Annotated in this window: 11 protein-coding genes; 6 read left to right on the forward strand and 5 right to left on the reverse strand. The window is 65.2% G+C overall.

Features of this window, described 5'->3' with window-relative positions; all coding sequences use genetic code 11:
• Nucleotides 1-6: 6 nt before the first annotated feature.
• The 4 genes from CH266_RS20970 to CH266_RS20985 form a co-directional block, all read right to left on the reverse strand.
• Nucleotides 7-636 carry a TetR/AcrR family transcriptional regulator gene (locus CH266_RS20970; RefSeq protein ID WP_306427547.1) on the reverse strand — a complete coding sequence of 210 codons (630 nt, stop codon included), beginning with the start codon at nt 634-636 and terminating at the stop codon, nt 7-9.
• Nucleotides 637-664: 28 nt separating this feature from the next.
• Nucleotides 665-2,839, reverse strand: a complete 2,175-nt coding sequence (locus CH266_RS20975; protein WP_094716104.1) for a 3-hydroxyacyl-CoA dehydrogenase NAD-binding domain-containing protein — start codon at nt 2,837-2,839, stop codon at nt 665-667.
• A 24-nt stretch (nt 2,840-2,863) separates the two neighbouring features.
• Entirely contained in the window at nt 2,864-4,018 is a 1,155-nt protein-coding gene (locus CH266_RS20980) for an acyl-CoA dehydrogenase family protein (protein ID WP_032368707.1), read from the reverse strand.
• Nucleotides 4,019-4,124: 106 nt separating this feature from the next.
• The gene (locus CH266_RS20985; RefSeq protein WP_094716105.1) at nt 4,125-4,823 is read right to left on the reverse strand and encodes a FadR/GntR family transcriptional regulator; all 699 of its coding nucleotides are present in this window, start codon (nt 4,821-4,823) and stop codon (nt 4,125-4,127) included.
• A gap of 191 nt (nt 4,824-5,014) precedes the next feature.
• Here CH266_RS20985 and CH266_RS20990 point away from each other — a divergent pair, with 191 nt between their 5' ends.
• The 6 genes from CH266_RS20990 to CH266_RS21015 all read left to right on the forward strand — a co-directional run bounded on the left by CH266_RS20990 (nt 5,015) and on the right by CH266_RS21015 (nt 12,902).
• Complete coding sequence (locus CH266_RS20990) at nt 5,015-6,385, forward strand: SLC13 family permease (protein WP_094693873.1); 1,371 nt, start codon at nt 5,015-5,017, stop codon at nt 6,383-6,385.
• A 135-nt stretch (nt 6,386-6,520) separates the two neighbouring features.
• The gene (locus CH266_RS20995; RefSeq protein WP_094664285.1) at nt 6,521-7,720 is read left to right on the forward strand and encodes a CaiB/BaiF CoA transferase family protein; all 1,200 of its coding nucleotides are present in this window, start codon (nt 6,521-6,523) and stop codon (nt 7,718-7,720) included.
• The gene (locus tag CH266_RS21000) at nt 7,717-9,219 is read left to right on the forward strand and encodes a carboxyl transferase domain-containing protein (protein WP_094716106.1); all 1,503 of its coding nucleotides are present in this window, start codon (nt 7,717-7,719) and stop codon (nt 9,217-9,219) included. The genes CH266_RS20995 and CH266_RS21000 overlap by 4 nt, the downstream gene beginning before the upstream one ends.
• Before the next feature lie 95 nt (nt 9,220-9,314).
• The gene (locus CH266_RS21005) at nt 9,315-10,064 is read left to right on the forward strand and encodes an IclR family transcriptional regulator (protein ID WP_027494689.1); all 750 of its coding nucleotides are present in this window, start codon (nt 9,315-9,317) and stop codon (nt 10,062-10,064) included.
• Between the two features lie 66 nt (nt 10,065-10,130).
• On the forward strand, nt 10,131-11,306 hold the full coding sequence (locus CH266_RS21010; RefSeq protein ID WP_094716107.1) for a 4-hydroxybenzoate 3-monooxygenase: 1,176 nt from the start codon (nt 10,131-10,133) through the stop codon (nt 11,304-11,306).
• Nucleotides 11,307-11,417: 111 nt separating this feature from the next.
• Nucleotides 11,418-12,902 carry an amidase gene (locus tag CH266_RS21015; protein WP_094716183.1) on the forward strand — a complete coding sequence of 495 codons (1,485 nt, stop codon included), beginning with the start codon at nt 11,418-11,420 and terminating at the stop codon, nt 12,900-12,902.
• Nucleotides 12,903-12,934: 32 nt separating this feature from the next.
• Here the strand turns inward: CH266_RS21015 and CH266_RS21020 are convergent, their stop codons facing one another.
• Nucleotides 12,935-13,987: an NAD(P)H-binding protein gene (locus CH266_RS21020; protein WP_176457163.1), complete on the reverse strand. Its 1,053-nt coding sequence runs from the start codon at nt 13,985-13,987 to the stop codon at nt 12,935-12,937.
• Between the last annotated feature and the right edge of the window lie 15 nt (nt 13,988-14,002).

Raw genomic sequence — 14,002 nt, forward strand, 5'->3', positions numbered from 1 at the left:
GCCCAGCTACCGTTCTGGGGCGTTGTCGAGAGAGCGTGCGGTGGAGAGAACGGTGACGAGCACGTCTGTCAGAAGTGTTTCCACCTGGTCCCGGGTCAGCGTGCCGCGCACCAGCCACTCGCGACCTGCCGCCTTCACCATGCCGCCGAACGCCCGCACTGCCGACGTTGCGATGCGTCTATCGCCGCGGTGTGTCTCGAAAGCCGTTGCGTCCAAGACGCGCTCGGCGGCAAGGTCGTCCGCCTCGTCCAGAATCTGCGCCACCTGCTGGTCCACGCCCGAGCCGCTCGCCACCGACACCCACGCCGTTCCGTGTGCCTCGATGACGCCGACCAGCCAGTGCACACTCCCGCGAGCCCTCTCCTCGACCGAGCCCGTGGGCAAGTGCACGTCCTCGATCGGCGGCACGGTGACCAGGAAACGAACACACTCGAGGTACAGATCGCGTTTGCTGCCGATGTAGTGATGAATGAGCCCGCGTGCAACACCCGCAGCCGCAGCCACGTCGGCCATGGAGACCTCGGCGTACGGCTTGTCGCCGAACAAGCGAACGGCGGCGGCCAGGATCTGGGTCCGTCGCTCGTCCGGTTCCAGTCGATTCCACTTGGGTGTGCTTGCAGCCGGCATGGTTGTCATGATCGCACCGAACCGAGCGAGCGCGATCTCAGAGGTACCGCTCGGTGCGTGCTCGCAGCGACGCGGGTACGACGAACCTGTCGCCGTATCGCGCCCGCAACTCGTCGGCTCGGTGCACGAATCCCGGGAGACCGCCGTCGAACTGATTGACGAACTGCAGCACACCGCCGGTCCAGGCAGGGAAGCCGATACCCAGAATGGAACCGATATTGGCGTCGGCGACGGTTCGGAGAACGCCCTCGTCGAGGCACGCGACCGAATCCAGTGATTGGGCGACGAGCATGCGATCCATCATGTCCTCGAACGGAATTCCGTGATCGGGGCGGTGGTAGTGCTCCACCAGGCCCGGCCAGAGCCGGACCTTGCTGCCGTCCTCGGCGTACTCGTAGAACCCGCGCCCCGCCTTGCGTCCCGGACGGTCGAACTCGTCGACGAGGCGATCGACCAGGGCGTACGAATTCGAGACGATCCAGGGGCGACCGTCCGCGCGAGCGGCCTCGGCCATGCCCTCGCGGATGTGCCGCGACAGGGTCAACGAAATCTCGTCCATCAGAGCAAGTGCGCCGGACGGGTAGCCGGCCTGGAGTGCGGCCTGCTCGACGGTGGCCGGATGCACGCCCTCCGCGACCAGCGAGATCGCCTCGTCCATGAATCGGCCGATGACGCGGGTGGTGAAGAAGCCGTGACTGTCGCCGACGACGATGGGTGTCTTGCCGATCAGACGGACGAAGTCGAATGCGCGGGCAAGAGCGGAATCACTGGTGTGTTCTCCCACCACTATCTCCACCAACGGCATCTTGTCGACGGGGGAGAAGAAGTGCGTGCCGATGAAGTCGGCGGTTCGCGAAACAGACTGCGAGAGTGCGGTGATGGGGAGGGTGGAGGTGTTCGAGCACAGCAGCGCGTCGGCGGTCAGGTACTTGTCGACGTCCTCGAAGGCACCCTGCTTGACGGCGGGATCCTCGAACACTGCCTCGACGACCAGGTCGCAACCCTCGGCGTCCGCCGCGTCGGAGCTGGGGGTGATGAGCGCGAGCACCGCATCGGCATCGGCCTGGGTCTTTCGTCCCTTCGCGACAGCTTTGCCGAGAATCGAACGCGCGTAATCTTTTCCGCGCTCAGCAGACTCGATCGAGACATCGCGGAGGATCACTGGAACCTGCGCCGAGGCGACGACGTAGGCGATGGCGGCACCCATCATTCCGGCCCCGATCACCAGCACTTTCTCGGGAACTCGATGTGGTTCGGCCGGAGGGCGGGAAGCGCCTTTGGTGATGGAGCCGAGATCGAAGAACATCGACTGGATCAGGTTGCCCGAGATCGGCCCGCAGGCGAGCGACGTGCAGTAGCGGGTTTCGACGAGGGAGGCGGCCTCGAAGTCGAGTACCGATCCTTCCACTGCCGCGGCAACCACTGCGATGGGGGCAGGCATCGGCGCGCCCTTGACCTGTTCACGCACTGTTGCCGTGAGTGCCGGCAGCTGCGCGGCCACAGCCGGTGCTGACGCCGTACCGCCGGGGATCGTGAATCCCGCCCTGTCCCAGGGCTGGAGGGCCTCGGGATTGGCGGTGATCCATGAACGTGCCTGCGCCATCATCTGCTCGTGGGTGTCGACGACCTCGTCGATGAGTCCGAGTTCGAGGGCCTGCGCCGGCCGATATCGCTGGCCCTGGCCCACCACCTGTGTCAGAGCCTTGACGATGCCGAACATCCGAACTGTTCGGGTGACGCCACCGGCCCCGGGCAGCAACCCGAGTGTCACCTCGGGCAGCCCGAATCGAGCCTTGCTGTTGTTCAGGGCAATTCGATGATGGCAGGCCAGGGCGATCTCGAAGCCGCCGCCGAGTGCGGTGCCGCCCAGTGCGGCCACCACTGGCTTGCCGAGCGTCTCGAGCCGCCGAAACTTGTCCTTCGTGAAATCGAGCGCACCCGCGATGGCTGCATGGTCGGACGGACCGGCGTCGCGCAGCAATTCGAGGTCGCCACCGGAGAAGAACGAATCCTTGCCCGACGTGACGATGATGCCGTCGTACGCATCGAGTTCGGACTCGAGCCAGTCGACGGTCTGCTCGAGCGATTCACCGAATGCCGCGTTCATGGTGTTCGTGGAATGCGCAGGATCGTCGGTCGTCAGAACGACGATACGATCGGTACCGATCTCGCCGGTGATGGTGGAAGTGTGCAGTGCGGCTGGGCTGTTCATCGGATCCTCGGGTCGGTGCGGGTTCTACAGAGAGCGAGAGATGAGGTCTTTCATGACTTCGTTGGCACCGGCGTAGATGCGGGCGATGCGACCGTCGACGAACATGCGGGCGATGGGGTATTCCTCCATGTAGCCGTAGCCGCCGAAGAGTTGCAGGCAGCGGTCGACCACCTCGAATTGCCGATCGGTGGTCCAGTACTTGACCATCGCGGCCGTCGTCACGTCCAGTGAACCCGAAATATGTTGGGCCACTGCGTCGTCGACGAAGGTGCGGACGACGCGTCCGATGGTGGCGCATTCGGCGAGCTCGAACTTGGTGTTCTGCAGGTCGAACAGTGTCTTGCCGAACGCGTTTCGTGTCTTGGTGTAGTCGACGGTCTGTTGGACGGCGGCCTCGATCATCGCGGCCGCAGCGATACCGCAGATCAGCCGTTCCTGGGGAAGCTGCTGCATCAACTGCGCGAAGCCGCGACCTTCTTCACCCAGCAGGTTGGCGGCCGGGACGCGTAGACCGTCGAAACTGAGTTCTGCTGTGTCCTGGCCTTTCTGGCCGATCTTGTGCAGTACCCGTCCGCGGTGGAAGCCTTCGGTGTCGTCGGAGACCTCGGCCACGAGCAGCGATAGTCCGCGGGCTCCGGCGGTTGGATCTGTCTTGGCGGCGATGATGATCAGATCGCAGTGAGCTCCGTTGGAGATGAACGTCTTTCCGCCCGTGACCACGTAGTCGTCGCCGTCGCGCACCGCGCGGGTGGTGATGCCCTGGAGGTCCGAGCCGGTTCCCGGTTCGGTCATCGCGATCGCGCCGATCCACTCGCCGGAGCACAGCTTCGGTAGCCAGCGCTGCTTCTTCTCCTCGGTTGCGTACGCAAGGATGTAATGCGGAACGATGCCGCTGTGCACACCCAACTGCATGGCCGAGTCGCCTGCGCGGACTTGTTCCTCGAACAGCACCGCCTCGTGGCGGAAGTCGCCGCCGCCTCCGCCGTACTGCTGGGGTATCGACATTCCCAGGAGTCCATGGTTGCCCGCACTCCGGTAGACCTCGCGGCTGGGGCGTCCGGCCGCCGCGAATTCCTCGCGGTGCGGCGCGACCTCCTTCTCGAAGAAGCTGCGGGCGAGCTGTCGGACGTCGGCGAGCTCGGTGGTGACGTCGTCGGTGCGGTCTGCGAGTGCAGTCATGGAGGGTCCTCGGGTCGGAGCGTACGACGCGTTGTTGGCGCTGTGCCAATAACGATGCACCGACGTGGCCGCGGATGTCAACCATGTTCTGCGGCGGGTGAGTTCTCTAGCTGTCCGTGGAGCGGAGCAGTGCAACGTCCGAGACGAGGCGGATGTGCTCGGCCATCGCGCGTCCGGCCTCGACCGAATTCTGTTGCCGCACAGCGTCGGCGATGCGGCGGTGGTGTTCCAGCGAGGTCTGTGGTCGGTTCGACTGCGAGAGGGATTCGATTCGAGTTTCGCGGATCAGGCCGGCGATTTCGCCCATGAGGCGGGCGAGTAGCGGCGAGTGTGCGGCCTCGGTGATGGCGTGATGGAACAGCTCGTCGCCGGAGTCGCCGCGATTTCCGTCGGTGATCTCCGAGGCCATCACCGACACGGCATGGTCGATCGCCGCCATTTCGGCGTCGCTGCGGCGGTTTGCGGCGAGCTCGGCGAGCTTGACCTCGAGTGCCTCGCGGGCTTCGATCACCTCGGGCAGACGATCGGCGTGCTCGCGCAGGGCGCGAATGGCCATGTCTCCCACGGGCCGTCGCACGAGTACCGCTCCGTCGCCGTGGCGCACGGCCAGTATGCCCTGTACTTCGAGTGCGACGAGGGCCTGACTCAGTGAGGCTCTGCTGACGCCGAGGTGACCCGCCAGTTCACGCTCGGGCGGGAGTCGATCGCCGGGCTTCATGTCGCGATCGGCGATGTGTTTGCACAGCTGCTCCACGATGACCTCGTACAGCCGTGGTCGGGTCACCGGGCGAATTTGCTCAGCCACTGTGTCACTCGCTCTCTGCTCCTCTGGACCCCCACCTTAACCGTCGGGTAGGTAGTGGCCCGGGTCATAGCAACTGTTGACAAGTGATCCACTTCACTGGTTCAGTCTGTAAAGACTCAGTGGCTAGTCCAATTGGCCACGGAACCCGAGCGCCCGCTCGGGGGAGACCTCAGACGAACCGGAGACCTTCGATGTCGACCGAGTTGATACCCATCATTGCGCTCGTCGTCATGTTCCTCGCTGCGACCGTGTTCCCGGTGAACATGGGCGCGCTGGGGTTCGTGGCGGCGTTCTTCGTCGGAACCATTGCCGTGGGCATGGGCACCGACGACATCATCGCCGGCTTCCCGAGCAGCTTGTTCCTGACGCTGGTCGGTATCACCTACCTCTTCGCGATCGCCCAGAACAACGGCACGGTCGACCTCCTGGTCCGCGGTGCGGTGCGGCTGGTCGGTGGCCGGGTCGCCCTGATTCCGTGGGTCATGTTCGGTATCACCGGCGTGCTGACCTCCATCGGAGCGCTGGGACCGGCAGCCGTGGCCATCGTCGCACCGATCGCACTCGGCTTCGCGGCGCGGTACAAGATCAATGCCCTGCTCATGGGCATGATGGTCATTCACGGCGCACAGGCGGGCGGGTTCTCGCCGATCAGCATCTACGGCGTCACCGTCAACAACATCGCTCAGAAGGCGGGTCTGGTCAACAGCCCACTCACCTTGTTCCTGGGCAGCATGCTTTTCAACGCGGCAATCGGTGCGTTGCTGTTCATGTTCCTGGGCGGACGTGCACTTCTCGGACGTAGCGTGCACGACGAGGACGGCACCCGCCCCGAGGGAGATTCGGGCGGAGTAGGCGGGGGCGGCTCGAGGACTGTGATGCGCGGCTTCGGATCGTCGACGCCCAAGCCGTCCGGTCAGACGGTCACGGTCGAGAACGCGCCACCTTTGGCCACCGCCGTCAAGGCCATCACGTTCGATCAGATCCTCACGCTCGTGGGGCTGGCCTCGCTGGCGTTGTTCTCACTCGTCCTCGATCTCGATGTCGGCTTCGTGTCGATGACGGTCGCCGTGGTCCTCGCCCTGGCGTCGCCCAAGGCGCAGAAGGGTGCGATCAACCAGATCAGCTGGTCGACGGTACTGCTCATCGGTGGCGTGCTGACGTTCGTCGGCGTGCTGCAGGAAGCCGGCACGGTCGAGTACGTCGGTGATGCGGTTGCCGGCATCGGTATTCCGCTGCTCGTGGCTCTGTTGCTGTGCTATATCGGTGCCATCGTGTCGGCGTTCGCGTCGTCGACGGCCATCCTCGGTGTCACCATCCCGCTGGCCGTTCCGTTCCTGCTCGCCGGCGAGGTCGGTGCCATCGGTGTCATCGTGGCCCTGTCCATCGCCTCGACGATCGTCGACGTCAGTCCCTTCTCCACCAACGGCGCTCTGGTGCTGGCCAACGCCCAGGACATCGATCGGGACGTCTTCTACAAGCAGATCCTGAAATACAGCGCGTTGGTCGTCGTCATCGGCCCGTTGATCGCCTGGGCGGTACTGGTCGTGCCCGGCTGGCTCTAGCTCTCGAGCTGCGCGGACGTCCGAGAACTCGATCTTGACTTCCCCTCGGATCGCTGGTCCAATAGAATTGGCTAGGCCACTGAGTCAATATGCCAATTGCCACCCCTCATCGCTTTCGACGTAAGGATCAATTCGATGCCCCTCAACACGACAGGCAGAACCGGACCGCTCGACGGCACCGTGGTGGTGGATCTGACGCGCGCCCTGGCCGGCCCGCACGCGGCGATGATGCTCGGAGATCTCGGCGCGGACATCATCAAGGTCGAGACCCCCAAGGGCGGCGACGACACCCGGGTGTGGGGCCCGCCGTTCGTCACCCCGCGCGACGCGGAGCGCGAATCGACGTACTTCCTCTCGGCCAACCGCAACAAGCGGTCCATCGCGCTCGACCTCAAGACCGACGACGGCCGAGAAGCGTTGGAGCGCATGATCGAGCGAGCGGACGTTCTACTCGAGAACTTCCGCACGGGAGTGCTCGATCGGCTCGGCTTCTCGCCCGAGCGCATCGCGGAGATCAACCCGCGCATGGTCGTGCTGTCGATCAGCGGATTCGGCCACGACGGCCCCGAGGGCGGCCGATCCGGCTACGACCAGATCGCTCAGGGCGAGGCCGGGTTGATGTCGTTCACCGGCTCCGGTCCCGACGATGTTCAGCGCGTGGGGGTTCCGATCGCGGACCTGCTCGCCGGAATGTACGGAGCGTTCGGCGTTCTCGCTGCGCTGCGCGAGCGCGACCGCACGGGCCGCGGCAAGGTGGTTCGAACGTCGTTGCTGGCCAGCGTCGTCGGGGTGCACGCCTTCCAAGGCACCAAATGGACCGTGGCAGGCGAGATCGGTGAGGCGCAGGGCAATCATCACCCGTCGATCTGCCCGTACGGCCTCTTTCCCACTTCCGATGGAGCCGTGCAGATCTCGGTGGGCAGCGAAGGACTGTGGCACCGCTTCTGTGAGGGCTTCGGTATTGATCCCGACCTCGAGGGGATGGCGACGAACCCGCAACGCGTCGACAGTCGCGACGACGTCGTCGAGCTCGTGTCCAAGATCTTCCGCACCTACGAGACCGAGCCGTTGTTGGCGCTCCTCGACGAAATAGGCGTTCCCGCAGGCAAAGTGCGCAACGTGCAAGAAGTGTACGAGTGGGAGCAGACCAAGTCTCAGGGACTGCTCATCGACGTCGAACACGAGACGCTGGGCACGGTGACCCTGCCCGGGCCGCCGCTGCGATTCTTCGAATCCGACGGCACGGAGGTCACCGAGAACCGGCATCTGGCACCGCCGGTTCTCGGAGCCGACGACGAACTCGTCCGCGACTGGTTGAAAGAAGCGATCCGATGACGAGGATGACCGCGCTCGAACTCCTCGATCTGGTGATCGATCCCGGAAGTTTCGAGTCGTGGGACAGCCCGGCTGCCGATTACGTCATCGACGACGAGTACGCGAACGAATTGGCTGCGGCGCGTGAGAAGACGGGTCTCGACGAATCCGTTCTCACCGGATCCGCTACCGTGCGCGGCCGCAAGGTGGCAATCGTGTTGGGCGAGTTCGCTTTTCTTGCCGGGTCCATCGGGGTGGTCGCGGGTGAACGCTTGGTCAGTGCGGTGCACCGATCCACCGATGAGCGGCTTCCGTTGCTCGCGTTGCCGACCTCGGGTGGAACGCGCATGCAGGAGGGCACTGTCGCGTTTCTGCAGATGGTCAAGATCACCGCGGCGATCACCGCACACAAGGCGGCGAATCTGCCGTACATCGTCTATCTGCGGCACCCCACCACCGGCGGCGTCTTCGCATCCTGGGGATCGCTCGGTCACGTCACCGTTGCCGAGCCCGGTGCGCTCGTCGGGTTCCTCGGCCCCCGTGTCTACGAGGCGTTGTACGACGCGAAATTCCCCGCCGGCGTGCAGACCTCGGAGAACCTGCAGGCGCACGGACTCATCGACGCCATCCGTCCGCCCGAGCAGCTCGGTGAGATCGTCGACCGGGCACTACGCATCATGACCGACGTGCCGTCGTGTCGCGTCCGGCATTCCGATGCTCTCGAGTGGGAGATCGAGGACGTGCCGGCATGGACCTCCATTCTGGCCTCACGCAGGAGCGATCGGCCTGGGGTACGCGAATTGCTGTTCAACACAGCGGCAGACGTGTTACCGCTCAACGGAACCGGTCAGGGCGAGTCCGATCCGGGCCTCATTCTGGCGCTCGTCCGGTTCGGCGACATGCCGTGCGTTCTGCTCGGCCAGGACCGGAGGAGCCAGACGACGAAGACGCCACTCGGCCCCGCGGCTCTGCGTGAGGCCCGACGCGGCATGCGGCTGGCGCAGGATTTGAAGCTTCCCCTCGTCACCGTCATCGATACTGCAGGCGCAGCGCTGTCCAAGGAGGCGGAGGAAGGCGGCCTGGCCGGCGAGATAGCACGGTGCATCGCAGATATGGTCGACCTCGAAACCCCTACGCTCTCCTTGCTGTTGGGGCAGGGAACCGGCGGCGGTGCCCTTGCGTTGGTGCCCGCGGATCGAGTTCTCGCTGCTCAGCACGCCTGGCTCTCGCCGTTGCCGCCTGAGGGTGCCTCGGCCATCGTGCATCGCGACACCACCCACGCCGCCGAGATGGCGACCAAGCAGGGAGTGCGCTCGCTCGATCTCTTCCGGGCCGGTGTCGTCGACATCATCGTTCCCGAGTTGCCCGACGCCGCAGACGAATCACAGCAGTTCTGCGATCGAGTGGGCGCGGTATTGCACCGAGAACTTGCCGAGCTGATCGCTCAGGACCCCTCGATGCGCATGATCGCGCGCGAAAAGCGTTTCAATCGAATCGGTTTTGCGGCTGCCACTGTCTGATTTCCCGCCGAACTCGAAGTTATGGACGGATTCGAGTCCGTTTTCATCCATAACTTCGAGTTCGGCGGCGAGTGGGGGCGGCTATCGTCCTTGGGGTGGCTGGCAATGCTCGGGACCCCGGAGTCTCGGTGGCTGCGCGCCTGCTGGCCCTGCTCGGTGTGTTCGACGAGAAGGCTCCGTCGCTGACCTTGACCGACCTGGCGGCCGGTGCCGACCTACCCATCGCCACTGCGCATCGGCTGGTGCGAGAACTGGTGGAGTGGGGCGCGTTGGTCCGGGGCGACGACGGGCGTTACGTCGTCGGTAGGCGGTTGTGGAAACTGGGCTTGCTCGCACCCGATCAGTCCGATCTTCGCGACATCGCATCACCGTTTCTGCACGACATCTACGGAGCGACCCTTGCGACGGTGCACCTGGCCATCCGCGACGGGTGCGAAGTGCTCTATCTCGACAGGTTGGCCGGCCACGCATCGGTTCCCGCGGTCAGTCGCGTCGGCGCTCGGCTGCCGCTGCACGCCACCGGCGTCGGTAAGGTGCTGCTGGCGTACGCGCCGCGGGAGGTGCAGGAGCAGGTGATGCGCTCACTGGATCGCCTCACCCCGTACACGGTGACGCATCCTGGACAGCTGGAGAGCGAGTTGCGTCGAGTGCGTCGCGAGGGTTTCGCGCAGACGGTCGAGGAGATGACACTCGGTGCGTGTTCGGTGGCTGTGCCGGTCCATGCCGGCGACAGTGTGGTCGCCGCATTGGGAATCGTGGTTCCCAAGCTGGGCCGCGATCGAGTGAGACTGGTTGCCGCGCTTCAGGTTGCGGCCCAGGGGATCGGACGAAGTCTCGGCGGGTAGTCGGCCGTTTTCACTCAGTGGAATTGCGGTCTTGTTCGGGTCGAGATCCCGGGGTCTACTGCTTGCATGCGTACACAGGTTGCCATCATCGGTGCAGGGCCCGCGGGTCTGCTGCTGTCCCACCTGCTCGACGAGCAGGGGATCGACTCCATTCTGATCGAGTCACGTACTCAGGACTACGTGCTCTCCCGAATCCGGGCCGGAGTCCTCGAACACTCGACGGTCCAGTTGCTCGACGAACACGGACTCGGTGAGCGTCTGCACCGCGAGGGCGACGAGCATCGAGGCATCTACCTGCAATGGCCGGAAGAGCGGCACCACATCGACTTTCGTGATCTCGTCGACCGGAGTGTCTGGGTGTACGGGCAAACGGAGGTCACCAAGGACCTCGTCGTGGCACGCGAGAAGGCCGGCCAACAGATCTACTACGACGTCTCGGACACGGCGTTGCACGACGTCGAATCCGACGCCCCCTACGTCACGTTCACCGACGCGTCGGGCAACGCGGTGCGAATCGACGCGACAGTCGTTGCGGGATGCGACGGTTCCTTCGGACCGAGCCGGGCGGCCATGCCCGATTCGGTGCGCAACACCTGGGAAAGGGTCTATCCCTACTCCTGGCTCGGTGTGCTCGCCGATGTCGCCCCCTCGACCGACGAACTGATCTACGCCTGGCACCAGGACGGCTTCGCGATGCACTCGATGCGGTCGTCGACGGTCAGCCGGCTGTATCTGCAGGTGCCGAACGGAACCGATATCGACACGTGGTCCGACGACCGCATCTGGGATGCGTTGGCGACCAGGCTCGGTCACGGTCAGGACGGGTGGACTCTGAACCCCGGCCCCATCACCGAGAAGAGCGTGTTGCCGATGCGCAGCTACGTGCAGACACCGATGAGACACGGCAACCTGTACCTGGCCGGCGACGCCGCGCACATCGTGCCGCCCACCGGAGCGAAGGGCCTCAACCTCGCGGTAGCCGACGTGGCTCTGCTCGCGCCTGCCCTGGCGCAGAAGCTGAAGGGGAACGATTCTCGGGCCGCAGACAGCTACAGCGACGACGCCCTTCGGCGCGTCTGGCGCTGCACCCACTTCTCGTGGTGGATGACCACGATGCTGCATACCGGCGACGACCCCTTCGACGCGCAACTGCAACTCTCGCAACTGAAATGGGTGGCGTCCAGCGAGGCGGGTGCCATGGGACTGGCGGAGAACTACGCCGGATTGCCGATCGGGTTCTGACGGTTCGCGTCGAGTTCGCAGTTATGTGGCTGTTTCGGCCCCGAATGCCTGCACAACTGCGATCTCGTCGAGTTCGTGCCTCCGGCGGCAACCGACATCTACAGTGACTTCATGCGCATCGACGAGTATCGGACGTACGACGGCCTCGGGCTGGCCGAGTTGGTCTCCACAGGTGATGTCACTCCGCGTGAACTTCTCGATTGCGCACTGGAGCAGGCGAAGTCGGTGAACCCGGGGCTCAACGCAATCGTCCGCCCGATGCGCGAGGAGGCCGAGCAGCGGCTGGCCGGAACGCTGGAGGGCCCGTTCGCCGGGGTGCCGTTTCTGATCAAGGACTTGTCCCAGGACTACGCGGGGCTGCCCACGTCCAGTGGTTCACGTGCACTCACCGAGCTGCCGATGCCCGAACACGCCACGGTGGTGCAGCGCTGGCTCGACGCAGGCCTGGTCATCTTCGGCAAGACGAACACCCCGGAGTTCGGCGCCAAGGGAATCACCGAGCCAACAGTGTTCGGACCGGCTCGAAACCCGTGGGACCGCAGCAGAACTCCCGGTGGCTCGTCCGGTGGCTCCGCTGCGGCGGTCGCGGCCGGAATCGCGCCGGTGGCGGGCGCGAACGACGGCGGCGGCTCGATTCGCATTCCGGCGGCGTGCTGTGGATTGGTCGGGCTCAAGCCCGGCCGTGGACTGGTGCCGTCGGGACCGACTTTCGGCGAGCCGATGCACGGGGCCGCAGTGCAGGGCGTGGTGTCGCGGTCGGTCCGAGACACCGCCGCGATGCTCGACGTCCTCGCCGGTGGTGAGCCGACGTCGGGATACTCGTCCACGCCGCCGCCCGACGGCTTCCGGTCCCGGATGGACACCGACCCGCGGCCCTTACGGATCGGCATGTACGCCGCGACCTCGGTGAATCCGTCGCCGGCCCCGGAGGCGATCGCTGCGATGGAATCGGCGGCGACAACGCTCGGCGAACTGGGCCATACCGTCGAACTGCTCGAGGCCCCGCCGTTCGACGACGCAGCGCTCAATCGCGAATTCCTGCTCGCCTGGTTCACGTACCTCGCGTGGGAAATGGAAGAGGTCAAGCGCAGAACCGGGTGCGGTGACGACGCATTCGAGCGGGACACCCGAATCATGGCCGCTCTCGGCCGATCCGCGAGCGGAATCGACTACCTCGACGCGGTGGAGGGCCGACACCTGCATGTGCGGGCCCTGGCCACCTACTTCGAGACGTACGACTTGCTGCTGACGCCGACTCTGGCCGAGCTGCCCCCGAAGATCGGGGCGTTCGAACTCGCAAAGCCGCTGCAGCTGGCATCGGACTTGTTGCTGCGCAGCCGAACTGCGGGGATGCTCAAGTACACCGGCATCGTCGATCAGATGATCGACGAGAACATCTCGTGGATTCCGTACACCCAGACCGCCAACGTCACCGGGCGTCCGGCCCTGTCGGTTCCGCTGCACTGGACGGGCACCGGTCTGCCCATGGGCGCACACTTTCTCGCGCCGCTGGGCGGGGAGGGGCTGCTCGTCCAACTCGCGGCGCAGTTGGAACGAGCAGTGCCCTGGGCTCATCGCTACAGCGACATCGGCTGACAGCTACATCAGCTGACAGACATCGACACCGGCTAGCGGGTCGCCCCGAGCTGGACCTTGCCCGCGATGCCGGACGGACGCTGTCGCACGGTGCCGTCGACGATGTCGACGACTCCGCCTGCCCAGTCCGGATCGGTGTCGGCTGCGGCCTGAGGGTCGGCGTGTGCGTCCGTACCTTCCTCGGCTGCCACCGTGATGGAGCGTTCCAAGGCCTCCCGCACGCTGAGCAACGTCGTATCCGGTTCTGCGAACACCTCCGTCGCGGCATTGCCGCGTCGCACAACCATGTCGTGGGTCAGGCTCTCCACCAACGAGATCACGGTGCCGGGCGGCATCGCGGTGATGACTGCGACCGCGCGGCCGACCAGCCCCGTCGGCAGCAGTGGCACCGGAATCTGTGCTCGGCGCAGACCGGCGACGCTGCCGTACGCCTGCAGGAGTTCCGGGTAGCTCATCGTCTCGGTGCCGCCGATGTCGAACGATCCGGGGCGGGATGTCTCGCCGAGGGCGCGGGCGATGATGGCAACGACGTCCACGACGGCGATCGGCTGCACCTGCCTCCGCATCCACGTCGGGATCGGCGTCACCGGCAGTCGCTCGGTCATGCGTCGCACCAACTCGAAGGACGTCGATCCGGAGCCGAGGATGATGGCCGCCCGTAGGACGGTGGCATCGACAGAACTGTCGAGGAACGCTTCCTCGACCTGCAGCCGGGAGCGCAGGTGGTCCGACAGCGGAGTGCCGTCGTCGGGAATCAGTCCGGACAGGTAGACGATTCGCTGCAGACCGTTGCGTTCCGCAGCGGCGGCCATGGACTGCGCGGCATGGCGATCCTTCTCGACGAAATCGCCCTCGTCCATCGAATGCACCAGGTAGACGACCGCGTCGACGTTCTCGGTAGCGGAGTCGAAGCTGTCGTGGTCGTCGAGGTCGAAGTGCACTGCCGTCACGTGCGCACCCCAGGCGAAACGCGACTTCTTCTTGGGGTCACGCATCGCGGCGTGTACCTCGTGGCCCTGTTCGAGAAGCACGGGGATCAGCCGAGATCCGATGTATCCGGTTGCGCCGGTGACCAGCACTCGCATGAGATTCTCGTTTCT

Source organism: Rhodococcus sp. 06-1474-1B, from assembly GCF_002258885.1.
Taxonomy (GTDB): Bacteria; Actinomycetota; Actinomycetes; order Mycobacteriales; family Mycobacteriaceae; genus Rhodococcoides; species Rhodococcoides fascians.